This window comes from Microbacterium terricola (assembly GCF_027943945.1).
In the GTDB taxonomy this organism is placed as follows: domain Bacteria; phylum Actinomycetota; class Actinomycetes; order Actinomycetales; family Microbacteriaceae; genus Microbacterium; species Microbacterium terricola.
The window spans coordinates 1,701,352-1,726,609 of record NZ_AP027141.1; the positions used below are offsets into that span (position 1 = coordinate 1,701,352).

Consider the following 25,258-nt stretch of genomic DNA (forward strand, 5'->3'; position numbering starts at 1 on the left):
ATCCCGCGCAGATGTATGCGATTGCAACCATTGGTGACAAGCCGGCGGTGAGCGGCGTATCCTGACCCCGGCAGGTGCACCGCCCGGCAACCGGATACGGACACCTCGCCACTTGGGGGTGACAGGCGAGTCCGCTCGCCAGCTTCTTGCCCGTGCAGGGGGATTGCACGGGACACCTGGTGTCGACCCAGGGCCCGTCCAGCGCATTCCGGGGGGATCACGCACTGGACGGGCCAACCTCTGCCCGCTCGCTGCAGCGCGCTCTCGCTCGCGGAAAAGCAGAAAGCCCCGCGATCTGGCGAGAGATCACGGGGCTGTCCGTGCACCCCCTGGGACTTGAACCCAGAACCCACTGATTAAGAGTCAGTTGCTCTGCCGATTGAGCTAGAGGTGCGTTCCGATCCGCCGAGGCGAACCGAGGGTCAACATTACCATCACGATTGCGTCACTCGGAAATCGAGGTCGAGTTCCGCCATCTAGATTGGTCTCGTGAGCCTCCCCCCGCCGCCCCGACGCTTCGATGCGCCGTTCGACGGAGACCTCACCGACGACCTCGAACTGGCCCTCCGACTGGCGGACGCCGCCGACGAGGTGTCGATGACGCGGTTCGACGCCGCCGACCTCGACGTCCAGCTGAAAGCGGATGCCACGCACGTCACCGAGGCCGACCTGGCCACGGAGCGCGCGATCAGGGCGATCCTCGAGACCGAGCGCCCGGACGACGGCGTGTTCGGCGAGGAGTTCGGCGCCCAGGGCTCGACGCACCGGCAGTGGATCATCGATCCGATCGACGGCACCGCGAACTATCTCAAGGGCATCCCGATGTGGACGACCCTGATCGCCCTCGCGATCGACGGCGTGCCGCGCGTCGGCGTCGCGAGCCAGCCCGCCATCGGACGGCGCTGGTGGGGCGCGTCCGCGCTCGGCTCATGGACGAACACGCCGACCGGCCCGCCGCGTCGCCTGCAGGTGTCGACGGTGGATGCTGTCGCCGACGCCAGCGCGAGCTTCCAGAGCGTGAGCCAGTGGCGCGAGACGGGCCACACCGACCATCTGCTGCGCCTGACCGATGCCGTCTGGCGCGACCGCGGCTATGGCGACACCTGGCCGTACATGCTGCTGGCCGAAGGGCGTCTCGAGTTCGTCGCCGAGTTCGGCGTCAAGGAGTACGACATCGCGGCGCTCGTGCCGATCCTGCATGAAGCCGGTGGCCGGTTCACGTCGTTCGACGGCGAGGACTCGATCTCGGACCGCTCGTCGCTGGCGACGAATGGGCTGCTGCACCAGGACTTCCTCGACCTGCTCCACCCTCCCCCCTCGACCACGACTCCCCCGGAGCACGCTGAATGACCCGCCCTCTCTCCCGTCTCGGCATCGCACTCGTCCTCGCCGCGACGGCAGCGCTCGCCACAACGGCCTGCAGCCCCGCATCGCCCACCGAAGCCGCGCCGACCGAGTCGACGGTCCCATCGGGCAACGCGACCTCGCCCGCCCCCTCGCCGACGCCGACCTCGTCGGAGGCGGCACCGCCCGCCGACGACGCCACCTGCGAGACGATCATCCCCGCGGAGACCGTCGCAGACTTCGAGGAGCTCGGCTGGACCTCGCAGGTCGAGCCGTTCATCCTCGGCGGAACCGAGCTCGAGGGCGGGATCCAGTGCAAGTGGGGCGAACTCGAGGCCGCGACCGACCACATCCAGATGTTCGGATGGGCGCCGGTCACCCCGGATCAGGCGATCGCCGCCGAGGAGCAGCTCGTCGCAGACGGCTGGATGCGCGAGGAGAGCCCTGAGGGCATCTACGTCACCGAGAGCGCCGACACGGCGATCTACACCGACGACGAGGGCTATGGCTGGACGTACCTGTTCGGCGACGGCTGGGTGAAGTTCGCGGACACCAAGCAGAGCATCCTGCTCGTGGAGTGGCCACAGGCCTGAGTGGGCCCGAAGCGGCTCAGCGGGCGACCGACTCGCGGCGATCGCGCCGCGTGAGGTCTTCCAGAGCCTCCCGGAGGTCGGGACGCTCGAACGCGAAGCCCGCCTCCGACAGCACGCCGGGGAGCACCCACCGGCTCTTCAGGACGAGCTCGGGCTCGGTGCGCAGCGCCCACATGGCGGGCTCCAGCATCCACCGGAACGACGACAGGCCGATGGGCACGCCGACCACGTCGCGGAGCGTGCGCATGAGCGTGCGGTTGTCGCTCGGATGGGGGCTCGCGACGTTGACCGGGCCGGAGATCTCGGGGTGATCGCGGATGAACCGGATCGCTCCGATGACATCGTCGATGTGCACCCAGCTGAACCGCTGACGGCCGCGCGTCGGGTACCAGCGGCTGCGCTCGCTGCCCGACGCGTCGGGACCGATGCCCCGGTAGCGGCGGTGCGCGGGCGCCCACCCGTCGATCTGCGGGCCGCCGAGCCCCGTCCGGGCGAGGGTGAACAGCAGTCGCGTGGCCGGTCCGTCGCCGAGCACGATCGCCATCCGCAGCGCCACACGCCGGGTGCGGGGCAGGTGACCGGCGAAGAACCCGCGCTCCCAGGCCTTCGCGACATCGACGGAGAAGCCCTCGCCGATCACGCCGGCCGTCTCGGTGTTCGGCCCGTCCATCGCGTGCCGGTAGATCGTCGCCGTCGAGGCGTTCAGCCAGAGGCGCGGCGGATGCGCAGCGCGCGCCACCGCCTCGTGCAGCGCGCGCGTCGTCGCGACGCGCGACCGGAGGATCTCAGCGCGGTTGAGGTCCGTGTAGCGGCAGTTCACCGATCTGCCCGCGAGGTTGACGACGATGTCGGCGCCGTCGACCACGGCGGCGATCGCTGCGGGATCGCCCCAGCTGACCGCCCCTTCGCGTCCGATCCGCACGACCTCCCAGCCGTCGGAGGCGAACGCCTCGGCGACGTGCGCCCCGATGAAGCCGCTCGCGCCGGCGAGGACGACGACAGGTCGGCGATCCGTGATCATGGGACCGAGCCTAGTCGTTTTTGAACGTGTTCAGTTCATCGCGAGTCGGGGAGGTTCGCCGACCCGCCCAGGGCTCGTTCTCAGGACTCCGGGTCGTACTGGAACTCCCGCAGCTCCTGGGCGCACCGGCAGGCGGAGGCGATCTTCGCCGCCCACTCCACGGCCGCGTCGCGCGAGGGCAGGTCGAGGACGGTGTAGCCGCCGTTCGGCACAGCCACATCGGGGTAGGTGGTGCCGTCGGCGACCGTGCCGTCGGCAGCGACGACGACAGGGAGGACGTCCTCGTTGATCCCGCCGCCGAACACATAGACGCCCGCGGCCTTCGCCTCCTCGATCACCGCGTGCGACTCGCGCACGACGTCGTCGAAGTCCTCCGGCGCGAGCACCATCGCTTCACTCGGGAATGAGATCAGGTACTTCGTCATGCGATGACTCCCTCATCGGCCGGCCCACACGGCGCGGGCGTGGAAGACCATCCTCTCGCGGCGCGCCGACAGGATCGATAGCGTCGGATCAGGGATGGGGCGGCACGTCCCGCGGGAAAGGATCGGCGATGGGCGACTTCGACACGATCGTCGTCGGCGCAGGGGTGGCGGGGCTCACGGCAGCGCGCCTCCTCGCGCGCGAGGGGCGTACGGTCGTCGTGCTCGAAGCCCGCGACCGCGTGGGCGGTCGCGTCTGGAGCGACCGTGCAGACGGGCTCGTGACCGACCTGGGCGCCTCGTGGATCCACGGCATCACCGACTCCCCCGTCTTCGCGGCCGCACAGGCCTTCGGCATGCCCACGGTCGAGTTCACCGTGGGCGGCTACCAGCCCGACAGCCGCCCGATCGCCTACTACGGGCTCGATGGCGGGCGCCTCTCCGACGCTGATGCCCAGGCGTTCGTGGCCGACATCCACGCGGTCGACGCGACCCTGCTCGGGGTGGTCGCGGAGTCCGCTCCGGACGCGTCGTACCGCGATGTCACAGACGACGCCGTCGACCGGCAGGGGTGGGACGCGGCGCGGGCCGAGCGCGTCCGCGAGTACATGCAGCATCGCTCGGAGGAGCAGTACGGCGCGTGGATCGATGACCTCGCCGCGCACGGACTCGACGACGACTCGATCGACGGCGATGAGGTCGTCTTCCCCGAGGGGTACGACTGCCTGCCGGCACGACTGTCCGACGGCCTCGACGTCCGGCTCGAGCACGTGGTCGCGCGCGTCGCATGGGGCGCGGCCGGGGTGACGGTCACCACCGACCGCGGCGCGTTCACGGGCGATCACGCCATCGTCACCGTGCCCGTCGGCGTGCTCCAGTCCGACGCGTTCGTCATCGATCCGCCGCTGCCCGATCCTGTGGCGACGGCGCTCGGTCGATTGACCATGAACGCGTTCGAGAAGGTGTTCCTGCGGTTCGCGACGAAGTTCTGGGACGACGGGGTCTACGCGATCCGTCAGCTGGGCCCCGAAGGCGTGTGGTGGCACTCCTGGTACGACCTCACCGCCCTGCACGGCACGCCCACGCTCCTCACGTTCGCGGCGGGGCCTGCGGCGAGGGCGATCAGGGACTGGGACGATGCGGCGGTCGTCGACTCCGTCCTCGGGCAGCTGCGCCGGCTCTACGGCGACCGGGTCGAGCAGCCGACGCACGTCACGATCACGCACTGGCAGGACGACCCGTACGCCCATGGCTCGTACGCGTACATGACCGTGGGCTCGACGACCGACGACCACGACGTCCTCGCCACGCCCCTCGGCGGCGTGCTGCACCTCGCGGGCGAGGCGACCTGGACGGACGACCCGGCGACCGTGCCCGCGGCGATGCTGTCGGGTCACCGTGCGGCCGAGCGGGTGCGCGGCCGCGCCATCGCGATCGACCGGCTCTGGACCTGATCCGGGCATTAACGGAAAAAGCCCGGCTTCCGCGCGATGACGCGGGAGCCGGGCTCTCCATCTGTGACAACGGCTGTGGAGATGGGGGGAATCGAACCCCCGTCCATCGCTGAGATACTGCGTCTTCTCCGGGCGCAGTCTGTGCAGACGTTCTACTCGGCTCCGACCTTTGTCACAGACACCTAAGTCGACGAGCCCAGCCTGGGAAGAGTCCCATGTGACGTCCAGACGCCGTCACACAGCAAGTCCCCTAGATGACGCGAGGGTCCGTAGCGGGAACGCCTACGGTCTCACGGAGTTCAGGCTCGCTTATGCAGCGAGGGCGAACTCATTGCGATTTGCATCGGCAATTATGTTTTTGCAGAGGTCGTTTACGAGATAACCCTGCATCCTCGGCCCGCTTCTCGCAGATTCGCAGGCGATGTCGAAACCGATCATCCCCGTGAGTCCTCTTCGCAGAGGGCCGTTGTCACACTGTGGAGTTTCCAAATCCGGATGCTGTCGCCTCCGGAGCATTCCAGAGTACAACGGATTGCCGACACCGGCCATTCCTCGCCGGGCAGAGCGCCCCCGGATGACTAGGGTCGAGGAGTGAGTACGAAGACCCTCTGGATCATCGCCGGTGCCGCCGCTGCACTCGTCATCGCCATCGTGATCGCGGTGGTCGCCACCGCCCCCGATACACCCGATGCCGCGCCATCGCCGAGCGGCTCTCAGAGCGCGTCGCCGAGCCCCACGCCGAGCGACACCCCGGCGGCGTCGCCGAGCCCCTCGGAGTCCGAGAGCCCGGAACCGCAGATCGCGGGCACCTGCCAGAACACCGTGACCGACGAGTTCCTCGCGATGATGGCCGATCAGGACTGGTCGGTGAAGGACACCGCCGGCGAGGAATCCGGGCCGAAGCCCTTCGCGATCTTCCCCGGCGGCTCCCCCGATGGCTGGATCGCGTGCCGGTGGGGCGCCGACCCCGACGCGGCCACCGACAACATCATCGACCTCGCCTGGGCTCCGTTCACGACCGACCAGATCGACGCGGCCGCCGCCGAGCTCGCGGACGCCGGGTATCAGCACATCGACGGAGGCGCGGGCGTGCTCTACGTCTATTCCGACGACTCCAGCGCAGGCCCCGACGGCGATGCCTACCTGTTCACCCAGTACGACGTGCGCTGGGCGCCGAGCGAGGAGCTGCTCGCGTACATCCAGTCGCCGTCCGCCGAGTAGATGGCCGCATGACCGTTCCCTCCGACCTCCCTTCCGCTGCCGCGCCCGATGCACGCCCCGGGATCGCGGACAGGCTCTCGCGCCTCATCCAGCAGCCCACGGTCTCCGCTGAGCGCGACATCCGCGGCGACGAGCCGTTCGACGCGCTTCTGGCGCTGCTCCCCGAGCTGTACCCGCTGGTCCACGCGCAGCTGACGCGCGAGACGCACGGCTCCGCCGGGCTGCTGTACCACTGGCGGGGCGCAGCATCCGATCGTCCGGTGGTGCTGATGGCGCACTTCGACGTGGTTCCGGTCGACGAGAGCGACGCGTGGACGCACCCGCCGTTCGCCGGCACGATCGCGGGCGGCTGGGTCTACGGCCGCGGCGCCCTCGACGACAAGGGACCGCTGGTCGTCGTGCTCGAGGCCGTCGAGAACCTGCTGGCCGCCGGCTTCGCTCCCGCCCAGGACGTCTACCTGTCCTTCGGCGGCGACGAGGAGGTGTTCGGATCGAGCGCACAGGCGACCGCGACCGCACTGCGGGACCGCGGGGTCGTGCCGTGGGTCGTGGTGGACGAGGGCGGCGCGGTGGTCGACGCTCCGCTCCCGTTCGTGACCGGTCCTGCGGCGATGATCGGCGTGGGCGAGAAGGGCATCCTGACCCTCCGGCTCAGCGCCCGAGGCGACGGGGGCCACGCGTCGGCTCCGCCGGCGACCACCGCGGTCGGACGCGTCGCGCGCGCCGTCGACCGCCTGACCCCCACGACCTTCGGTCCCCGCGTGCCGGCGGCGATCTCACGCATGCTCGGCCTGCTGGCCGGCCGCTCCTCCGGCGCACCGAGACTCCTGTACCGGATCCTGGCGGCCACACCGTTCCTGACCGGGCGGGTCTTCGCGATCATGGGCGGCGAGCCCGCGGCACTGGTCAGGACCACGGTGGCGGCCACGATGCTGTCGGGGGGCACGGCCGCGAACGTGCTGCCGTCGCAGGCCTCGGCCACCATCAACCTGCGGATCGCGCTCGGCGAGACGATCGCTGGGACGGTCCGCAGGGTGACGCGCCGCATCGGCGATCCGCTCGTCCAGGTGGAGGTGCTCGAGGGTGACGAGCCCTCCCCCGAGTCGCCCGTCGACGCGCCGCAGTTCGCCCTGCTGGCCGCGGCCCTCGCCGACTCGCACCCCGACGCCGCCGCGATCCCCTACGTCATGATGGCGGCCACCGATTCGCGTCACTTCCACCGCTTCGCGCCGGCGGTCTACCGCTTCGCACCGCTCGAGATGAGCGCGGCGCAGCGGGCGTCGATCCACGGCGTCGACGAGCGCGTCGAGGTCGCCGCGCTCGAGCGCGGCGAGCGGTTCCACCGGTCGCTGCTGCAGCGGCTACAGTGATCGCACCCGACCCCCATCCCCCGAAGGAGCACGGATGACGCAGCGCGTCTCCATCGGCACGCTCGCAGGCGTCGTAGGGTTCCTGGCTTTCGTCGAGTTCACCAGCGGCGTCATCCAGGGCTACTACACGCCCATGCTCACCGACATCGCCCGGCATCTGGGCATCCACGACGCGGACGTCAACTGGCTCGAGGGCACGCAGCTCATGCTGTCGGCACTGGTCGTGCCCGCGTTCGCCAAGCTCGGCGACATGTTCGGGCACAAGCGGATGCTGGTGATCTCGACGGCCGTGACCGCCCTGGCCTCCCTCGCGCTGCCCTTCACCGACTCGTTCGCGCTGTTCCTGGTCGCGTGGGCGATCCAGGGGTTCTACGTCGTCTGGCTCCCGCTGGAGATCGCACTGATCTGGTCGCGCGCCCGGCGGATGGACGGCCGCGCCACGATCACCGCACGCGCAGCGGGCTTCCTCGTCGCCGCGCTCGAGGCCGGTGCGATCACCGGCGCCCTCGTCGGCGGCGCACTGGTCGACACCCTTCCGCTCACGATTGTGCTGCTCGTGCCCGCGCTCCTGGTGGTCGTGTGCTTCTTCGTCATCCTGTTCGGCGTGACCGAGTCGCCGGAATCCACCGGCGGCCGGCTCGACCTGGTCGGCCTCAGCATCCTCTCGGTCGCGCTGATCGCCTTCACCGGCGGGCTGAGCCTGCTGCGCCTGAGCGGCCCCGGCGACGTATGGGCGTGGGCGGTCGTCGCCCTCGGCGTCGGCCTGCTCGTGCCGTTCGCGCTCTGGGAGCTGCGCCACGACGACCCCCTCATCGACGTGCGGATGTTCCGCTCCCCCGCCCTCGGCCCGGTCTTCCTCACCGCCGGCCTCTTCGGCGTCAGCGTCCTCGGCGCCCAGGCGCCCCTGTCGACCTTCGCCCGAACCGATCCGGAGGTCTACGGCTACGGCCTCGGCACGAGCGGGTTCGCGACGTCGCTGATCATCGGGGTGTACCTCATCGCGATGATCGCGGGCGCGCTGCTGTTCCCCCTGCTGGCCCGGCTGCTCACGCCGCGGATCACGCTCATCGGCGCCGCGGTCCTCGTCGGCGTGGGCTTCCTGCTGTTCCTCCCGTTCCATGCCGCATACGGCCAGGTGATCTCCAACATGGTGATCGTGGGGCTGGGCTCCGGCGCCCTGGTCGCCGCCCTGCCGGCGGCCGCAGCATCCGCCGCCCCGCCCTCGCAGACCGGCGTCGCGACGGGCCTCACCAACTCGGTGAAGACCGTCGGCGGCGCGATCGCCTCGTGCGTGTTCGGAATCGCGCTCTTCCACGGCGCCACGGGCGTCGGCGTGGCCGAAGGGGGCACCGCCGGATCGTTCACCGGCTATCTCACGGTCTGGGTGGTCTGCGGGGTGACGGCGCTCGTCGCCGCCGTGCTGCTGCTGTTCGTGCCGAAGCAGGCGTTCACCGACCGCGCCGTCGTCACCGCCGAGCCTGTTCGCTAGAGTCGCGGCGGGGACGCAGTCGAACGCGAGGGAGTGCCGATGAGCGAAGTGACCATCACCGTCCGCGGCGAGCACCGCGCCTTCGTCGCCCCCGAGGAGGCCGTCGCACACCTGTCGGTGCGCGCGGAGGGACCCGACCGCGGCGACGTCGTGGAGCGGATCGCCGTGCTCGCGCTGCCGCTGCGCGAAGACCTCACCGCCCGCGAGGAGGCGGGCGCGCTCGCGGACTGGTCGAGCCAGCGGGTCTCGGTCTGGGCCGACCGCCCGTGGAACCAGGACGGGAAGCGGCTGGCACCGGTCCACTACGCCTCCGTCGAGGTGTCGGCGACCTTCACGGACTTCGCCGCCCTGTCGTGGTGGCTGAGCGATGTGGCCGAGCGCGAGGGCGTGCAGATCGACGGCGTGCTCTGGCGGCTCACGCCCGACACCGCCGCGCGGATCGAGGCGGAGGTCGCCGCGCAGGCCGTGCAGGTGGCCGTCGCGCGGGCGACCGCCTTCGCCGGGGCGATCGGCCTGGCGGCTGTCGAGCCGACCGAGATCGCCGACCTGGGTCTGCTCTCCCGCGCGGATGCGGCCGCTCCGGAGATGCGGATGGCGAAGGCGTTCGCCGCTGACGCGATGGCGGGCGGAGCACCGGTGATGGAGTTCCAGCCGGAGGACATCGAGGTCACCGCGGCTGTCGAGGCGCGCTTCCGCGCGCGCTGACCGCTTCTAGTCGCCGAGGCGGTTGCGGCTGCGCATGGCCCGCTCGGCCTCGCGCTTGTCCTGCCGCTCGCGCAGCGTCTGGCGCTTGTCCCACTCGTGCTTGCCCTTGGCGACCGCGATCTCGACCTTGGCCCGCCCGTCGGAGAAGTACAGCTTCAGCGGGACGAGGGTGTAGCCGCCCGCCGAGACGGCGTGCGAGAGCTTCACGATCTCGTCCTTGTGCAGCAGCAGCTTGCGGATGCGCTTGGACGAGTGGTTGTTCCAGGTGCCCTGCGAGTACTCCGGGATGTGCACGGCGTCGAGGAACGCCTCGCCGCCCTTGACGTACGCGTAGCCGTCGGAGATGTTCGCGCGGCCTTCCCGCAGCGACTTCACCTCCGTGCCGGTGAGCACGATGCCCGCCTCGTACGTCTTCTCGATGTTGTACTCATGGCGCGCGCGACGATTGGTCGCGACGACCTTCTCCCCGCGTTCCCTGGGCATGACGAACTCCTCCTGGCTGATGTACAGCCCACCAGCCTACTTCACGCGCGCCCGGCTCAGGCGCGCAGCCACCGCCGGATCGCGAAGCTCGCCGACAGGGCGGCGAGCACCACGCCGATGCCCACGATGACCGGGATCACGATCACCAGATCGTCCGTGCCCACCCACGTCGCGATGAATCCGACGCTCTCGCGCAGGTAGCCGTTGACGCCGAATTCGACCAGCGCCCACATCGCGACGCTCGCCAGGGCAGACCCGATGAGCGCGGCGAACACGCCCTCGAGGATGAACGGGGTCTGGATGAACCGGTTGGACGCCCCGACCAGGCGCATGATGCCGAGCTCGCGACGCCGCGCGTACGCCGACAGGCGGATCGTCGTCGCGATGAGCAGGACGGCGGCGATGAGCATGAGACCGGCGATCCCGACGGCGACGTACGTCGCGATGGTCAGCGCGTTGAACATCGGCTCGAGGTAGGCGAGCTGGTCCTGCACCTCCTCGACGCCCTCCATGCCGCCGAACGCCTCGCGGAACACGTCGGACTGCGTCTGGTCGACCAGGTTGATCCGGAACGTCGCGCTGATCTGGTCGGGGGTGATGAAGTCCTTGTAGTCCTCGCCGAGCAGCTCGAGCGCCTCGTCGTAGGCCTGCTCGTTCGTCAGGAACTCGTAGTCGCGGATGAGCGGCGCGAGCGCCGGTCCGTCGAGCTCCGCCTGCACCTGCGCGACCTGCTCGTCCGTGGCCACGCCGCCCGTGCACGTGTCGACCTGCGACACCGAGGTGCACATGTACACCTCGACCTGGGCGCGATCGGTCCAGAAGTCGCGCATCTGCCCGATCTGCATCTGCATCAGGATGGCGGCGCCGACGAACGTCAGCGAGACGAAGGTGACGAGCACCACCGAGATCACCATGGACGCGTTGCGGCGCAGTCCGGTGAAGGCCTCCGAGAGGACGAGCCCGGCCCTCATGAGGTGGGCCCCACGCGGTCGTCCGGATCCTCTTCGCCGAGGCCCAGCCGATCTGCGAGCCCCAGCTCGTCGACGTCCACCTCCGCGATGTCGATGATCGGGATGGGCGAGGTCTGCCGGGGAGCGGATGCTGCCGCCGCCTCTTCGGCGGGGATGTCGGGCTTGGCCGGGATCACCGCGGGGGCGGGGCCCACTGCCGGGCCGGAGGGAGCCGCCGGCGCGGCCGGAGCCGCATCCGGCGCCTCGGCGAGCGGGGCGGCATCGGCGAGGGCGACCTCGCGCTGCACCTCGAGCACCGCGGTGAGCGCGGCGACGGCTGCGGCGCCGCGGACCGGCTCGGGGGCGAGCGACGGGATCGCGGAGATGTCGCCGTACCCGCCGTGCCGCTCGTCGCGCACCATCTGGCCGTCGCGCAGCTCGATGACGCGGCGCTGCATCTGGTCGACGAATCCGGCTTCGTGCGTGGCCATCACGACCGTCGTGCCGCCGGCGTTGATGCGCGCCAGCAGCTGCATGATGTCGACCGAGGTCGCCGGGTCGAGGTTTCCGGTGGGCTCATCGGCCAGCAGGACCTGCGGACGGTTGACCAGCGCGCGGGCGATCGCGACCCGCTGCTGCTCGCCGCCGGACAGTTCGTGCGGGAAGCGCTTGCCCTTGCCGTCGAGGCCGACGAGGGCCAGCACCTCCGGCACCGCCTGCTGGATGAAGGCGCGGGACGAGCCGATCACCTGGAGCGTGAAGGCGACGTTCTGGAAGACGGTCTTGCCCGGCAGGAGCCGGAAGTCCTGGAACACCGCGCCGACGTGGCGGCGGAAGTACGGCACCTTGCGGTTCGAGAGCGTCCGCAGGTCGCGGCCGAGCACGACGACGCGGCCGTCGGTCGGCCGCTCCTCACGCAGGATCAGGCGCAGACAGGACGACTTGCCGGACCCGGACGCGCCGACCAGGAAGACGAATTCGCCGCGGAGCACTTCGAAATCCACCTTGTCGAGGGCGGGTTTGGCGGTGCCGCGGAAGTTCTTCGTGACGTTCTCGAAGCGGATCATGGCCTGACGAGCCTAAGCGCGACCGCGCTCACGGTGCGGTGCGACACCCCCGGTGCGACAGCATCCGGTCGCGGGTCAGTCCTCGATCTTGCGCTTGCGCCAGCGGATGCCCGCCGAGATGAGGCCGTCGAGGTCGCCGTCGAACACCGAGGAGGGGTTGCCGACCTCGTAGCCGGTGCGCAGATCCTTGACGAGCTGCTGGCCGTACAGGAAGTAGGAGCGCATCTGGTCGCCCCAGCTCGCCGTGATGACGCCGGCGAGCTCTTTCTTGGTGGCCGCCTCCTGCTCCTTCTGGAGCAGCATCAGGCGCGTCTGCAGCACGCGCATGGCGGCGGCGCGGTTCTGGATCTGCGACTTCTCGTTCTGCATCGACACGACGATGCCGGTGGGGAGGTGCGTGATGCGCACGGCGGAATCGGTGGTGTTGACCGACTGGCCGCCGGGGCCGGACGAGCGGAAGACGTCGACGCGGATGTCGCCCTCGGGCACCTCGACCTCCTGCGCCTCCTCCATCACCGGGATGACCTCGACGGCAGCGAAGCTGGTCTGGCGCTTGTCGGCGGAGCCGAACGGGCTGATGCGGGCCAGGCGGTGGGTGCCGGCCTCGACGGACAGCGTGCCGTAGGCGTACGGCGCGTCGATCTCGAAGGTCGCCGACTTGATGCCCGCGCCCTCGGCGTAGGACGTGTCCATGACCTTGACGGGGTACTTGTGACGCTCTGCCCAGCGCAGGTACATGCGCATGAGCATCTCGGCGAAGTCGGTGGCGTCGTCGCCGCCCGCACCGGAGCGGATCGTGACGACGGCGGCGCGCTCGTCGTACTCGCCGTCGAGCAGCGTCTGCACCTCGAGCTGGCCGATCGCGGTCTCGAGGGCGGCGAGTTCGCGCTTGGCCTCTTCGGCCGAGTCGTCGTCCTCCATCTCGTTCGCGAGCTCGACGAGCACCTCGAGATCGTCGAGGCGGCGCTCGATGTCGGTGACGCGCTTGAGGTCGGCCTGGCGGTGGCTGAGCGCGCTCGTCACCTTCTGCGCCTTCTCGACGTCGTCCCACAGGTCGGGGGCGCCGGCCTCTTCGGACAGGCGCGCGATCTCGCTCTGGAGTGCACTGACGTCGACCACGGCCTGGATATCGGCGAAGGTGGAGCGCAGGGCCTGGATGTCGGCGGAGAGATCGAGTTCGAGCATGACACTCCAGACTAACGTGGATGCGGTGACCAACCGTGAGGAGCCGCTCAGCGTCCGCACGGTGCTGGTGCGCTTCGGGCCGATGATCTACGGGCCGACCGTGCTCTTCGCGCTCGGCGAGGGCGCGATCGTGCCGCTGATCCCGGTGATCGCCGCCGAGCTGGGCGCCGATGTGCCTGCCGCGGCGCTCGTCGCCGCCGCTCTCGTGGTCGGGCAGCTGTGCGGCAACATCCCCGCCGGCTGGGCCGTCGCGCGGATCGGCGAGCGGCTCACGATGACGTTCGCGGGTGGCCTGTCCCTGGTGGGTGTGGTCGCGATGGCGCTGGCCCCCGTGCTGGGGGTGTTCGCCGCGTCCGTGTTCCTGATCGGGTTCTGCGCCGCGGCGTTCGGACTCGCCCGGCACTCCTTCATGACCACGCGGATGCCGCTGGCGTTCCGCGCGCGGGCGCTGTCGCTGCTGGGCGGCAGCTTCCGCCTCGGCATGTTCGTCGGCCCGTTCGTGGCGGCGGCGCTGCTCGCGATCTTCGGCGACGAGCACGCCGCCATCTGGTTCTTCGGCGTCTGCCTGGTGGCCACCGTGCTGCTGGTGCTCCTCGGCCCCGACCCGGAAGTCGAACTGGCCGGTGCCGAGATCACGCGATCTCGGGGCGACTCGTCCATCGCGGAGGACACCGGCGAGGCGGTCACGGGGTCGATCCCGACGTCGGAGCGCGTCGGGGTGTTCGTGACGATGTGGCGCTACCGGAGCGTGCTCGCACGGCTCGGCCTCGCCGCCGCGACCCTGTCGGCCGTCCGCTCGGCGCGCCAGGCGGTGCTGCCCCTGTGGGGCGTGTCGATCGGCCTCGACGCCCAGACCATCGCCCTCGTCGTGGGCATCTCGGGCGCCATCGACTTCGCCCTCTTCTACGCCAGCGGCCAGGTCATGGACCGGTTCGGGCGCCTGTGGGCCGCCCTCCCGGCGATGCTGCTGATGGGCGGTGGCTTTATAGCTCTCGCCTTCACGCACGATCTCGCCACCAACGAGCTCTGGTTCGCGATGTTCGCCGCTGTGCTCGGCGTCGGCAACGGGCTCTCGAGCGGCATCCTGCTCACCCTCGGCGCGGATGTCGCACCGAAGTCGGAGCCCGCGGCGTTCCTCGGGTCCTGGCGCACCCTCACCGACGCCGGCGGCGCGGTGGCCCCGCTGCTGGTCGCGGGCATCGCCGCCGCGTTCTCCCTGTCGATCGCGACCGGGCTGATGGGCGTGATCGGCCTGCTCGGCGCCGGCGCGTTCATCCGCTACGTGCCGCGCTACGCCGCACCGCGCGCTCCGCGCTGAGCGCCACCCGCCACCCAGGTCACCGCAGGGCCGTGCGACTGGTGGCGGTCGCCTCCAGCGCGACGCCGTCCGGCACGAACAGTGTGAGGATCGGCGGCGTCCAGCGCGTCGCGACCGTCACCCGTGCCGACAGGCCGTCCGGAGCGGATGCGGCGACCACCGCGACATCGACCGCCACCGCGCCCAGCAGCGCGGCGGCCTCGTCCGCGACGTCCGCGTCGGTGAGCGCCGCCCGCGCCTCGCCGTCCTCCACGACGAGGGTGAAGCCGTCCGCACCCGCGAGGGCGGCCGCATCCGCGAGTCCGTCCAGTCGCTTCTGCGCGAGGTAGAGGCTCGTCGCGTCGACGCAGATCAGCACCGTCACCAGCGCCAGGATGCCGTACGCGAGCGTCAGGGGCAGGATGCTGCCGTCGTCGTCGCGTCTCATGGTGCGGTGCCCCACAGGCGTGAGATCTTCTGCGCCGAGGTCGCCTCGATCGGGATGCTGGCGAGCCGCTCCAGGCCGAGGAACTCGGGCGCGAGCGGCAGGCGCACCCGGGTCGCCACCGTCACGATGAGCGTCGCGCCCGCCTGCGGGCACCCGCCGGCTGCCGGTCGACAGCGCAGGGAGACCTCCACCTCGTCGGGGTCGATGCCGTAGCCGTCGACGATCGCGCCGAGCACGCGGTCGGCGCGTTCCGCTGCCTCGCCCTCATCGGCGGAGGTCGCGACCGCCCGAGCGATGTGGCGCGCGGCGGCACCGGCGCCCATCGACTGGCCCTGGATCTGGCCGAGTGCCACGACCAGGTAGACCAGTGGCACCAGCAGCACCAGGCCGACGAGGATGAACTCGAGCGCGGCGGACCCGGCATCGCCCGCAGCGGCGGCCGGCGGTTCAGTCCAGCGACTCGAGCGGTGCATGCGCGCTCACCTCCAGCATCCCGGCGGCGCCGAGCAGGCCGACCAGCGGGAGCGTGGCCCGGACGGTGACCTCCACCGCGGGCCCGCCGAGGTCGCGCTCCCGCACGGACACCGCCGTCGCGTACTCGTCGCCGACCGTGCGCGCGATGATCCGGGTGGTGCGGGCAGCGCCCTCCGCGAGGCTCGTATCGGCGAGGGCGGCGTGGTACGCGCCCTCGACCGCGGCGTCGTGCACCACGTTGCGGATGTAGACGGCGAGCCCGAACTGCAGCACGGCGAGGGTCAGCACGGTCAGGAGTGCTCCGACGAGCACGAACTCGACGGGGCTGGAACCGCGATCGTCGGCGGGCGCCGCGACCGATCGCCGCGCGGCCACGCGCTACAGCCCCGAGACCCGCTCGATCGCCTGCTCGAACAGCCCCGCCAGCGCGGGTCCGGCGAGCGCCCAGATCAGCACGACGAGCCCTGCGGTCATGAGGGTGATCAGCACCCAGCCGGGGACGTCGCCGCGTTCATCCTCGACGGCGTCGCGCAGAGCGAAGCGGGCGCGGTGGCGCAGCCGCTCCAGATGCATGTGGAACATGGTGATTCTCCTTCCGACCGGATCGGTCAGCCGATCCCGAGACGCAGCATGAAGACTCCCGGGAACACCGCGATGAGCACGCTGAGCGGGAGGATGAGGAAGACGAGCGGGAACAGCATGTAGATCTCCTTGCGTCCCGCCTGCTCGATGAGGGTGCGCTTCGCGTCCTCTCGGGCGTCCTGCGCCTGGGCCTGCAGCACCTGCGCGAGCGGCGCGCCCCGGTCGATCGCGGCGACGAGTTGGTCGACGCTGCGGGTCAGCGCAGGGATCTGCAGGCGCCCGGACAGCTCGCCCAGCGCATCCGGAAGCGACGAGCCGGTGCCGACCGACAGGACCAGCACCCGGATCCCGGCCGTCAGCTCCCCCGCACCGACCTCGCCTACCCGACGCAGCGAGTCGAGGATGCCCTCGCCGGCCGCCAGGCAGAGCGAGAGGAACTCGAGCACGGTCGGCAGCTCCTCCGAAACCCGTGTCACGCGTCCCCGCGCGGCCGCGGTCAGCCGGACGTCGCAGCCGAGCGCCCCGATCGCCCCGAGCACCACAGGGATCACCGCGCCGGCGGGACTCAGCGTGCCGGCGAGGGCGAGCACCACCATCAGGACTCCCCCTGCGGCCACGCCGATCAACGCCCACGCGAGCTGACGGCCGCGGAAGGCGGCAGCATCCATCCGCCAACCTGCCTGGCGGAGCCGGCGCTGCACACCGTCGGAACCAGACCCGGCGAGGCGACGCTGCGCATCATGCCAGAGCGAGCCGACGTCGACGGCGGGAACGGCGACCTCGAGCGTCGTGCCGCGCGGGTCGGTGACATCGCGGATGTACGGCGCTATCCGCCGGGCGAGCGAGACGGCGCCCCAGCGCGGCGCGAGCGAGACGAGCAGGCACGTGCCGAGCCCGAGCGCGCCGCCCAGCACGATCGCCAGCGCCAGCGGCGTCACCCGAACCACCTCCGCGGTTCGGAGAGGCGTCCGATCCGGATCATCAGCCGGTATGCGAGGACCGACACGAGCGCGCTCGCCACGATGAGGACGACGCCCTCCGGACTTCCGTACGCACGAGCGCCTTCCGGACGGAGTGCGAGCAGAGCGAGGATCCCCCACGGCGCCGCGACACCGAGCACTGCCGCGCCCCTGATCCAGGACTGCCGCGACTCGACCTCCGCCCGCAGGGTCGCATCCGCCCGCACCGACGCCGCGAGTGCGCGCAGCACGGGCGTGAGCTCGGTGCCGCCGACCTGACGCGCCATCCGCAGGGTCTCGATGATCCGGTCGCCGACGGGGTCGGAGAGAGCCGCCTTCAGACGCAACACGCTGGAGTCGAAGTGCCCGGACGCCGCCAGATCGCGCGCGAACGCGGCGAAGGCCGGCCGCAGCGGCTCAGGTGCCGAGGTCGACAGGCTCGCGACGGCGTCGGGAAGCGCGAGCCCCGCCCGCACCGACGCGATGAGGAGGTCGCACACATCGGGCCACAGCCCGCGCCGGGTGCGACGCAGGCGGGCACGGCGGGCACGCAGCCAGACGACCGGCGACGAGCCGCCCGCGAGCGCCGCCAGTGCCGCGAGGATCGGCACCGGTGCGACGATCCATGCCACGGCCGCCGAGAGGACCGCGCAGCCCGCGCACGCCGCCACGACGACGAACGGCGACGTGCGCGCGAAGCCCGCACCGTCAAGCAGTCGAGCGGTCCGCCCGACCGTCACCGTGCGAGCACGCCGTCGCTTCGGCCAGACCCAGGGCGAGATGGTCAGCAGCACACCGGCCGCCAGCATCGCACCCCAGAGGAACGTCATCGGGGTTCCGACCGGTACACCGTCCGCGCGACGACGGCCCCGCCCTCCACGCCGGTCGGCTCGACGATCTCCGCCACCCTCCGCCGTCCCGACTCGTCCTTCTCGCAGTGCACGACGAGGTCGACGCACGATGCCACCGTCGGCAGCACGAAGGCGCCGTCGATGTTGCGCCCCGCCAGCAGCGGCAGCGCGGCGAGCTTCGCCAGCGCCTCGCGGGCGGAGTTCGCGTGGATCGTCGCCGCACCGGGCACACCGGTGTTGAGCGCCAGCAGGAGGTCGAGCGCCTCGGCGTCGCGCACCTCGCCGATCACCAGCCGGTCGGGCCGCATGCGCAGCGCCTCCTTCACCAGGCGCCGCAGCGACACCTCCCCCGTGCCCTCGAGGCTCGGCTGACGCCCCTGCAGCGCGGCGATGTCGGGACGGTCGACGGAGAGCTCGAAGGTCTCCTCCACGGTCACGATGCGATGCTCCGGCGGGCAGGCCGCGATCAGCGCGCCGAGCAGCGTCGTCTTGCCCGCGTGCGTCGCTCCGGACACGAGGATGCTGCTGCCCCGCGCCATCGCCCCGCGCAGCATCCGCGCGCCCGACGGCGTGATCGCCTCGGCTGCGACGAGTCGGTCGAGGTCGCGGTAGGCGGGGAGGAACTTCCGGAGGTTCACGGACCAGTGCCGGCGGGTGATGTCCGGGATGACCACGTGGAGCCGGGAGCCGTCGGGCAGCGACGCGTCCACGAACGGCTGGCTGAGGTCGACCCGCCGGCCGGTGGCGTGCAGCATCCGCTCGACGAGGTCACGCACCGCCGACTCGCTGAGGCTCAGCGGCAGGCGCTCGGCGATGCCGTCGCGGGCGATGAAGATGCGATCGGGCGCGTTGATCCACAGTTCTTCGACGGTCGGGTCGTCGATGTACCGCTGCAGCGGCCCGTACCCCGACACGGTGGCCAGCACGTCGCGCACGCACGCCGCCTCGTCCTCGACGACGGCGAGCCCGCGAGCGAGGGCGAAATCGTTGTGGCGGCGCACCTCGGCCCGTGCCAGCTGCGCCGCGCGCTCCGGCTCGCGGGCTGGGTCGATGCGCTCGTCGCGGAGCCGGTCGCGCACGCGCTCGGCCACTGCCGCGGCGGGCGCGACAGCGCCTGCGGCAGATGACACGGAGGGGGCGAAGCTCACCGCGCCATCCTGACAAGGACCTGCGCGGGCCGCCGAAGTTATCCACAGGAAACCCACGTGCGAAACGGGGGCTGTCCCCCACAGGTGATGTCCAGCGCGCTCAGTAGACTTGATCCACCCGCGGGAGTGGTGGAATTGGCAGACACGCAGGATTTAGGTTCCTGTGCCTTCGGGCGTGGGGGTTCAAGTCCCCCCTTCCGCACGCGATCTCTCGCACCCTCCGCCGACTGACGACGGGAAACCCATCGTGCACGCAGTTCCCTCCGCTCTGATCCCCTGGCTGGATCCGGCCGCCATCATCGAATGGGCCGGCCCGTGGGCGCTCGTCGTGGTCTGCTTCATCGTGTTCGCCGAGACGGGTCTGCTGATCGGCTTCCTGCTCCCCGGCGACACGCTCCTGGTGATCTCCGGGCTGCTGTCGCACCCCCAGGACTACGCGCCCAACGGCGTGTTCGGCATGAGCGTGTGGTGGGTGGCCCTGTTCATCGGGCTCTCCGCCTTCATCGGCGGAGAAGTCGGGTACTACATCGGCCACAAGGGCGGCCCCGCCGTGTTCGAGCGCAAGGAATCCGGCCTCTTCAGCGTCAAGAACGTCGAGCGCACAAACGCCTTCTTCGAGCGGTACGGCGGGCTCACCGTGATCATGGCGCGCTTCGTGCCGATCGTGCGCACCTTCGCGCCCGTCGCCGCGGGCGTCGGCCACATGAACAAGTGGATGTACACGCTCTACAACCTCATCGGCGCGATCCTCTGGGGCTTCGGGCTCACGATGTTCGGCTACCTCATCGGCTTCATCCCGCCGGTCGCCGATTTCGTCGAGAACTACATCGACCTCATCCTGCTCGCCGCCGTCGGCGGCACCGCCCTCGTGACGCTGTGGCACTACTTCTCCGAGCGCCACACGGCCAAGAAGGCCGCCGCTGCGGGCGAAGACGTCGTGACCGACGAGGCGGAGGCAGAGGCGCTCGTGCTCGACCCCGAGGTGTTCGACCGCGGACCCGAGCTCGGCGACGGCGACGCCCCTCGGCGCTAGGCCGACTTCTTCTTGGCTGCGGGCTTCTTCGCCGCGGCCTTCTTCTTGCCGGAGGATGCTGACGCGTCGGCCTTGTCCGTCGAGCCGCCGCGTGCGGCGCGGGAGCGCTCCACACTCGCGCGCAGAGCCTCCATCAGGTCGATGACCTCGCCGCCCGACTCGGCCTCCTCCTTCTCGCCGAAAGTCTCGGCGGTGTCGAGCGCATCGCCCTTCTCGAGCTTCGCCTCGATGAGGGTGCGCAGCTCCTGCTGATACGCGTCGCCGAACTGGGACGGATCGAAGTCGCCCGAGAAGCTGTCCACGAGCGAGGCGGACAGCTCCAGCTCCTTCGCCGAGATCTTGACCGGCTCGTCGAGCGACGCGAACGCCGCCTCCCGCACCTCGTCGGCCCACAGCAGCGTCTGCAGCACGAGCACGTCGTCGCGCACGCGCAGGGCGGCCAGGCGCGTCTTCTGCCGCAGCGAGAACCGCACGATCGCGGTGCGGTCGGTCTGCTCGAGCGTCCTGCGCAGCAGCACGTACGCCTTCGGCGAGGAGGAGTCGGGCTCGAGGTAGTAGGCCTTGTCGAGCGTCAGCAGATCCACCTGATCGCTCGGCACGAACTCGACGACCTCGATCTCGCGGCTGCGCTCGGCGGGCAGCGACGCGAGATCCTCCGGCGTCAGCACCACGGTGCGGTCCCCGTCGTCGTAGGCCTTGTCGATGTCCTGATAGGCGACGACCTTGCCGCACACCTCGCACTTGCGCTGGTAGCGGATACGGCCGCCGTCCTCGTTGTGCACCTGGTGCAGCGGCACGTCGTGATCCTCGGTCGCCGAGTACACCTTGACCGGCACATTCACCAGACCGAAGGTGAGCGCGCCCTTCCAGATCGACCTCATCCCATCAGTACACACCAGTCACACCCGCCACGGCTAGAGTCTGGACATGACCCTCTCCGGAACGGGACGAGCATGCGCCTGACGAGGATCGGCGGCCCGACCGTGCTCGCCGAGTTCGACGGCTGGCGCGTGCTGATCGATCCGACCTTCGACCCGCCCGGCCGCCGGTACGCGTTCGCGGCCAGCACGTCGAGCGTCAAGACCCTCGGCCCTGCGATTCCCGCGGACGAGCTCGGGCCGATCGACGTGATGCTCGTGAGCCACGACCACCATGCCGACAACCTCGACGACGCGGGCCGTGCGATGCTGCCGTCCGCCGGGCACGTCGTGACCACGACGAGCGGCGCGCGCCGTCTCGCACTGCCCCACACGCACGGCCTCGACATCGGGCAGACCGTGCGGCTGGAGGCGGATGACCGGCCGGCGCTCGAGATCACGGCGACGCCTGCCCGGCATGGCCCGACCCTCCTCAAGCCGATCGTGGGCGACGTGATCGGCTTCGCCGTACGCCGGGCCGGCGAGAGCCGGGTCGCTCTCTGGGTGTCCGGCGACACCGTGCCCCACCCCGCGCTGAGGACGGCGGCGGCCGAGATGGACGTCGATGTCGCGATCGTGAACGCCGGCGGGGTCCGATTCGGCCTCACCGGTCCGGTGCGCTTCACGATGACGGGCGCCGAGGCGGTGTCGCTCCTCGACGTGCTCGCGCCGCGCGTCGCTGTCGCCGCGCACTACGACGGCTGGTCGCACTTCCGCGATGGCGAGGAGGGCGTGCGCGCCGCCGTTCGCGCGGCGCCCCAGGCTGTGCGCGAGCGCGTCCGCTGGCTGCCCGACGGAGTGCCGGTCGACCTCTGACGGCGTTTCCCGCGTCCGCGCGGCAGGATGGGCTCATGGCCGGCGAGCAGGTGGTGCGCATCGAGGGGCGCCGCGTGCGGCTGACCAACCTCGAGAAGGTGCTCTACCCCGCCACCGGCACCACCAAGGGCGAGGTCATCGACTATTACTCCCGGATCGCGGGGATGCTGCTGCCCCACCTCGCCGACCGCCCCGTGACCCGGATCCGCTGGCCGGAGGGCGTGGACCATCCGTCGTTCTTCGCGAAGGACCTGGAGCGCGGCGCGCCGGACTGGGTGCCCCGCGTGCCCATCGACCACTCGAGCGGCGCTAAGGACTACCCGCTCGTGACGGGCCTGCCCACCCTGGTCTACCTCGCGCAGGTCGCGAGCCTCGAGCTGCACGTGCCGCAGTGGCGCTTCGACCAGCGGCGCGAGCGGGGCAACCCGGACCGCATCGTCCTCGACCTCGACCCCGGGCCGGGGACCGGGCTCGCCGAGTGCGCCCAGGTGGCACGGTGGGCCCGCGACATCCTCACCGGCATGGGGCTCGATCCGGTGCCGGTGACCAGCGGCAGCAAGGGCATCCACCTGTACGCCACGCTGCCGGGCACCCAGACGAGCGAGCAGGTCACCGCGGTCGCGCACGCGCTCGCGCGGGCCATCGAGGCCGATCACCCCGACCTGGCCGTGAGCCAGATGGCGAAGGTGCAGCGCGCGGGCAAGGTGTTCATCGACTGGAGCCAGAACAACGGGTCGAAGACCACGATCTCGCCGTACTCCCTCCGCGGACGCGAACGGCCGACCGTCGCCGCACCTCGCACGTGGGACGAGCTCGACGACCCCGACCTGCGGCACCTCCTCATCGACGAGGTGCTCGCGCGGGCCGAGGAGTTCGGCGATCTCGTGCAGATGCTGCGGCCGGCAGCATCCGCCTCCCCCGCACCGCTGTCCACCTACATCGCCAAGCGCTCCGCGTCGAAGACCCCGGAGCCGGTGCCCGAGAGCCCGCACGTCGAGCCGACGGCGCCGGGCGAGCCGGCACGATTCGTCATCCAGGAGCACCACGCGTCGCGGCTGCACTGGGACTTCCGTCTCGAGCGCGACGGCGTCCTAGTGAGCTGGGCGGTGCCGAAGGGCGTCCCCGCCGACACCGGCCGCAACCACCTCGCGGTCATGACCGAGGACCATCCCCTGGACTACGGCACCTTCGAGGGGACGATCCCGAGGGGCGAGTACGGCGCCGGCACGGTCACCGTCTGGGACTCCGGGACCTACGACCTGGAGAAGTGGCGCGACGACGAGGTCATCATCACCGTGCACAGCGCACCGGGCGGCCCGCTCGGATCAGTGCGGCTCGCCCTCATCCGCACCGGCGGCGAGGGTGAGAAGTCGCAGTGGCTGCTGCACCGCATGAAGACCGATGCGGACGGTCGCCCCCAGAAGCCGGGCGCCCCCGTGGTCGCGGCCGACCCGCACCTCCCCGCGACCCCGCCGGCGGCGCCCGCGGCTCCCGCGGTGACCATCGAAGCCCCGCCTGCGGCCCCCGCGGCCTCCATCGCCCGCGCCGATGTCGCTCCCATGCTCGCCACCACCGCGACCCCCGCTCTCGCCCGCGACGCCGCACAGCGCTGGGGCGAGTGGGCCGAGGTGAAGTGGGACGGCATCCGAGCGCTCGGCGTCTGGGACGGCGAGCGGCTGCGCCTGTTCGCCCGCAGCGGCACCGACATCACCGCCCGGTACCCCGAGCTGACGCGCGTCGACGCCGGCCTCGGCCCGGAGCGGGCGGTCATCGACGGCGAGATCGTGGCCTTCGACGGCCAGGGCATGCCGAGCTTCACGCGGCTGCAGAACCGCATGCACCTGACCAAGCCGCGCGAGATCGAGCGGGAGACCGTGCGCACGCCGATCCGGTACGCGCTCTTCGACCTGCTCGCACACGGCGGGACGGATGCCGCCCCCCTCCCCCTCCGGGAGCGCCGCAGCATCCTCGAATCCCTCTCCGCCGCTGCGATCGCGCCGATCGTCGTGCCGCCCGTGTTCGACGACGTCGACGACGCGCTCGCGGCGAGCCGGACGTTCGGCCTGGAGGGCATCGTCGTGAAGAATCCCGACTCGCGGTATCGGCGCGGCTCACGGTCGGACGACTGGCTGAAGGTGAAGCTGACCCACACGCAGGAGGTGGTGATCGGCGCCATCCGACCAGGCAAGGGCGGCCGGACGGGCGCGATCGGATCGCTGCTCGTCGGCATCCCCGGGCCGGACGGACTGCGCTACGCCGGTCGGGTCGGCACGGGGTTCAGCGAGGCGGCGCTGAGCCGACTGGAGGGGATGCTGACGCCTCTCCGCACGGACGAGAACCCGTTCGTGGGGGTCCCGAAGGCCGACGCCTCGGACGCCCTGTGGGTGCGGCCCGAGCTCGTCGGCGAGGTCGAGTACGGCGAGCTCACCCCCGCGGGCATCCTGCGCCACTCGCGCTGGCGCGGCCTCCGCCCCGACAAGGCACCCGGCGACGTGGTTCCCGAGGTCTGAGACCCGTCACGCGTGCGCGTCGTGGTCGACGTGGCCGACGTGCTCCAGCTGGAAGGTCGAGTGCTCGACGTCGAAGTGATCGGCCAGGCACCCCTGCAGGCGGGTGAGCAGCGCCTGTGCGCCGCCGCCGTCGAAGTGGCCGTCGTCCACCACGACGTGCGCCATGAACACGGGCGCACCGCGGGTGAGCTGCCAGACGTGGACGTCGTGCACGTCGACGACTCCGGGCGCCTCGAGGATGTGGGCGCGGATCTGCGCGACCTGCATGCCCTTCGGCACTCCCTCCGACAGCACGGAGGCGACCTCGCGCAGCAGGCTGATAGCCCGCGGCACGATCATCGCGGCGATCACGAGCGACACCACGGCGTCAGCCTGCACCCACCCGGCGAGCACGATGACGATCGCGGCGACGATGACCGCCGCCGAGCCGAGCAGATCGCCCAGGACTTCGAGGTATGCCCCGCGCACGTTGATGCTGTGACGCTGCGCGGAGCTGAGCAGCCACATCGACGCCGCGTTCGCGACGAGTCCGACGATCGCGACCACGAGCATCAGTCCGCCCGCGACCTCGGTGCCGGACGGGGCGAGGAGACGCAGCACCGCCTCGACCGCGATCCACGCGGCCAGGACGAGCAGGATGATCCCGTTCACGAGGGCTCCGAGCACCTCGGCACGCTGATAGCCGAAGGTGGAGCGGTCGTCCGCAGGCCGGGCGGCCACGATGCTCGCGATCAGCGCGATGACGAGCGCGGCGGCGTCCGTGAACATGTGCGCCGCGTCGGCGAGAAGCGCGAGCGAACCGGACAGCGCCGACCCGACGATCTGCACGACCATCACCGCCCCGGTGAGGGCCAGTGAGATCGTCAGCAGACGCCGGCTGCCGGCGCCGCGGATGCCCGCGGGCGCGTGATCGTGCATG

At 71.1% G+C, this 25,258-nt stretch carries 26 protein-coding genes, 2 tRNA genes and 1 other RNA gene; 12 read left to right on the top strand and 17 right to left on the bottom strand.

Translation table 11 applies throughout. The annotated features are described in order from the left end of the window. Window positions 1-321: 321 nt before the first annotated feature. A tRNA-Lys gene (locus tag Microterr_RS08015) sits at window positions 322-394 on the bottom strand. 95 nt (window positions 395-489) lie between these two features. On the opposite strand from Microterr_RS08015, the gene Microterr_RS08020 reads away from it, so the two are divergent. Next, window positions 490-1,350 carry an inositol monophosphatase family protein gene (locus tag Microterr_RS08020; RefSeq protein ID WP_263798486.1) on the top strand — a complete coding sequence of 287 codons (861 nt, stop codon included), beginning with the start codon at window positions 490-492 and terminating at the stop codon, window positions 1,348-1,350. Then, window positions 1,347-1,937, top strand: a complete 591-nt coding sequence (locus Microterr_RS08025; RefSeq protein WP_263798485.1) for a hypothetical protein — start codon at window positions 1,347-1,349, stop codon at window positions 1,935-1,937. The genes Microterr_RS08020 and Microterr_RS08025 overlap by 4 nt, the downstream gene beginning before the upstream one ends. Before the next feature lie 16 nt (window positions 1,938-1,953). Here the strand turns inward: Microterr_RS08025 and Microterr_RS08030 are convergent, their stop codons facing one another. Further along, window positions 1,954-2,958, bottom strand: coding sequence for an epimerase (locus Microterr_RS08030; protein ID WP_263798484.1), 1,005 nt, complete (start codon window positions 2,956-2,958; stop codon window positions 1,954-1,956). A gap of 80 nt (window positions 2,959-3,038) precedes the next feature. Then, a complete protein-coding gene (locus Microterr_RS08035; RefSeq protein ID WP_263798483.1) occupies window positions 3,039-3,383 on the bottom strand; it encodes a YciI family protein in 345 nt (114 codons plus the stop codon). 128 nt (window positions 3,384-3,511) lie between these two features. On the opposite strand from Microterr_RS08035, the gene Microterr_RS08040 reads away from it, so the two are divergent. Continuing rightward, a complete protein-coding gene (locus Microterr_RS08040; protein ID WP_263798482.1) occupies window positions 3,512-4,834 on the top strand; it encodes a flavin monoamine oxidase family protein in 1,323 nt (440 codons plus the stop codon). 73 nt (window positions 4,835-4,907) lie between these two features. Here Microterr_RS08040 and ssrA read toward each other — a convergent pair. Then, window positions 4,908-5,276, bottom strand: a transfer-messenger RNA (tmRNA) gene (ssrA, locus tag Microterr_RS08045). A 149-nt stretch (window positions 5,277-5,425) separates the two neighbouring features. On the opposite strand from ssrA, the gene Microterr_RS08050 reads away from it, so the two are divergent. The 4 genes from Microterr_RS08050 to Microterr_RS08065 are packed head-to-tail and all read left to right on the top strand — an operon-like array spanning window position 5,426 to window position 9,619. Further along, the gene (locus Microterr_RS08050; RefSeq protein ID WP_263798481.1) at window positions 5,426-6,055 is read left to right on the top strand and encodes a hypothetical protein; all 630 of its coding nucleotides are present in this window, start codon (window positions 5,426-5,428) and stop codon (window positions 6,053-6,055) included. A gap of 8 nt (window positions 6,056-6,063) precedes the next feature. Then, a complete protein-coding gene (locus tag Microterr_RS08055) occupies window positions 6,064-7,425 on the top strand; it encodes a M20/M25/M40 family metallo-hydrolase (RefSeq protein ID WP_263798480.1) in 1,362 nt (453 codons plus the stop codon). Window positions 7,426-7,459: 34 nt separating this feature from the next. Beyond that, a complete protein-coding gene (locus Microterr_RS08060; RefSeq protein WP_263798479.1) occupies window positions 7,460-8,914 on the top strand; it encodes an MFS transporter in 1,455 nt (484 codons plus the stop codon). 39 nt (window positions 8,915-8,953) lie between these two features. Next, entirely contained in the window at window positions 8,954-9,619 is a 666-nt protein-coding gene (locus Microterr_RS08065) for an SIMPL domain-containing protein (protein ID WP_263798478.1), read from the top strand. A gap of 6 nt (window positions 9,620-9,625) precedes the next feature. Here Microterr_RS08065 and smpB read toward each other — a convergent pair whose 3' ends face one another. The 4 genes from smpB to prfB all read right to left on the bottom strand — a co-directional run bounded on the left by smpB (window position 9,626) and on the right by prfB (window position 13,304). Next, a complete protein-coding gene (smpB, locus tag Microterr_RS08070; RefSeq protein ID WP_263798477.1) occupies window positions 9,626-10,102 on the bottom strand; it encodes an SsrA-binding protein SmpB in 477 nt (158 codons plus the stop codon). A gap of 56 nt (window positions 10,103-10,158) precedes the next feature. After that, the gene (gene ftsX / locus Microterr_RS08075) at window positions 10,159-11,073 is read right to left on the bottom strand and encodes a permease-like cell division protein FtsX (RefSeq protein WP_263798476.1); all 915 of its coding nucleotides are present in this window, start codon (window positions 11,071-11,073) and stop codon (window positions 10,159-10,161) included. Beyond that, window positions 11,070-12,119, bottom strand: coding sequence for a cell division ATP-binding protein FtsE (gene ftsE / locus Microterr_RS08080; RefSeq protein WP_263798475.1), 1,050 nt, complete (start codon window positions 12,117-12,119; stop codon window positions 11,070-11,072). Before ftsE ends, ftsX begins: the two co-directional genes overlap by 4 nt. A 75-nt stretch (window positions 12,120-12,194) precedes the next feature. Further along, entirely contained in the window at window positions 12,195-13,304 is a 1,110-nt protein-coding gene (gene prfB / locus Microterr_RS08085; protein WP_263798474.1) for a peptide chain release factor 2, read from the bottom strand. A gap of 82 nt (window positions 13,305-13,386) precedes the next feature. Between prfB and Microterr_RS08090 the strand changes: the two genes are divergently transcribed. Further along, the gene (locus tag Microterr_RS08090) at window positions 13,387-14,622 is read left to right on the top strand and encodes an MFS transporter (protein ID WP_263798802.1); all 1,236 of its coding nucleotides are present in this window, start codon (window positions 13,387-13,389) and stop codon (window positions 14,620-14,622) included. Between the two features lie 19 nt (window positions 14,623-14,641). Here the strand turns inward: Microterr_RS08090 and Microterr_RS08095 are convergent, their stop codons facing one another. Genes Microterr_RS08095 through Microterr_RS08125 form a run of 7 tightly spaced genes read right to left on the bottom strand, consistent with a single transcriptional unit; the run spans window position 14,642 to window position 19,063 of the window. Continuing rightward, window positions 14,642-15,049, bottom strand: a complete 408-nt coding sequence (locus Microterr_RS08095) for a pilus assembly protein TadG-related protein (RefSeq protein WP_263798473.1) — start codon at window positions 15,047-15,049, stop codon at window positions 14,642-14,644. Next, on the bottom strand, window positions 15,046-15,522 hold the full coding sequence (locus Microterr_RS08100) for a TadE family protein (RefSeq protein ID WP_263798472.1): 477 nt from the start codon (window positions 15,520-15,522) through the stop codon (window positions 15,046-15,048). Before Microterr_RS08100 ends, Microterr_RS08095 begins: the two co-directional genes overlap by 4 nt. After that, complete coding sequence (locus tag Microterr_RS08105; RefSeq protein WP_263798471.1) at window positions 15,497-15,898, bottom strand: TadE/TadG family type IV pilus assembly protein; 402 nt, start codon at window positions 15,896-15,898, stop codon at window positions 15,497-15,499. The genes Microterr_RS08100 and Microterr_RS08105 overlap by 26 nt, the downstream gene beginning before the upstream one ends. A gap of 3 nt (window positions 15,899-15,901) precedes the next feature. Next, entirely contained in the window at window positions 15,902-16,096 is a 195-nt protein-coding gene (locus Microterr_RS08110) for a hypothetical protein (RefSeq protein ID WP_263798801.1), read from the bottom strand. Between the two features lie 35 nt (window positions 16,097-16,131). Then, the gene (locus tag Microterr_RS08115) at window positions 16,132-17,043 is read right to left on the bottom strand and encodes a type II secretion system F family protein (protein WP_263798470.1); all 912 of its coding nucleotides are present in this window, start codon (window positions 17,041-17,043) and stop codon (window positions 16,132-16,134) included. Next, complete coding sequence (locus Microterr_RS08120) at window positions 17,040-17,894, bottom strand: type II secretion system F family protein (protein WP_263798469.1); 855 nt, start codon at window positions 17,892-17,894, stop codon at window positions 17,040-17,042. Before Microterr_RS08120 ends, Microterr_RS08115 begins: the two co-directional genes overlap by 4 nt. After that, window positions 17,891-19,063, bottom strand: coding sequence for a TadA family conjugal transfer-associated ATPase (locus tag Microterr_RS08125; RefSeq protein ID WP_263798468.1), 1,173 nt, complete (start codon window positions 19,061-19,063; stop codon window positions 17,891-17,893). The genes Microterr_RS08120 and Microterr_RS08125 overlap by 4 nt, the downstream gene beginning before the upstream one ends. 120 nt (window positions 19,064-19,183) lie before the next feature. Here Microterr_RS08125 and Microterr_RS08130 point away from each other — a divergent pair. Then, window positions 19,184-19,265 (top strand) — tRNA-Leu (locus Microterr_RS08130). Window positions 19,266-19,310: 45 nt separating this feature from the next. Then, window positions 19,311-20,096 (top strand): DedA family protein, encoded by a 786-nt coding sequence (locus tag Microterr_RS08135; protein WP_263798467.1) that lies wholly within the window; start codon window positions 19,311-19,313, stop codon window positions 20,094-20,096. Here Microterr_RS08135 and ku read toward each other — a convergent pair. Continuing rightward, a complete protein-coding gene (ku, locus tag Microterr_RS08140) occupies window positions 20,093-20,977 on the bottom strand; it encodes a non-homologous end joining protein Ku (protein ID WP_263798466.1) in 885 nt (294 codons plus the stop codon). The two genes, Microterr_RS08135 and ku, sit on opposite strands and share 4 nt — an antisense overlap. Before the next feature lie 72 nt (window positions 20,978-21,049). Between ku and Microterr_RS08145 the strand changes: the two genes are divergently transcribed. Then, window positions 21,050-21,829, top strand: coding sequence for an MBL fold metallo-hydrolase (locus Microterr_RS08145; RefSeq protein WP_263798465.1), 780 nt, complete (start codon window positions 21,050-21,052; stop codon window positions 21,827-21,829). A 35-nt stretch (window positions 21,830-21,864) separates the two neighbouring features. After that, window positions 21,865-24,339 (top strand): ATP-dependent DNA ligase, encoded by a 2,475-nt coding sequence (locus tag Microterr_RS08150; protein ID WP_263798464.1) that lies wholly within the window; start codon window positions 21,865-21,867, stop codon window positions 24,337-24,339. Window positions 24,340-24,345: 6 nt separating this feature from the next. Here Microterr_RS08150 and Microterr_RS08155 read toward each other — a convergent pair whose 3' ends face one another. Then, window positions 24,346-25,257: a cation diffusion facilitator family transporter gene (locus Microterr_RS08155; protein ID WP_263798463.1), complete on the bottom strand. Its 912-nt coding sequence runs from the start codon at window positions 25,255-25,257 to the stop codon at window positions 24,346-24,348. Between the last annotated feature and the right edge of the window lies 1 nt (window position 25,258).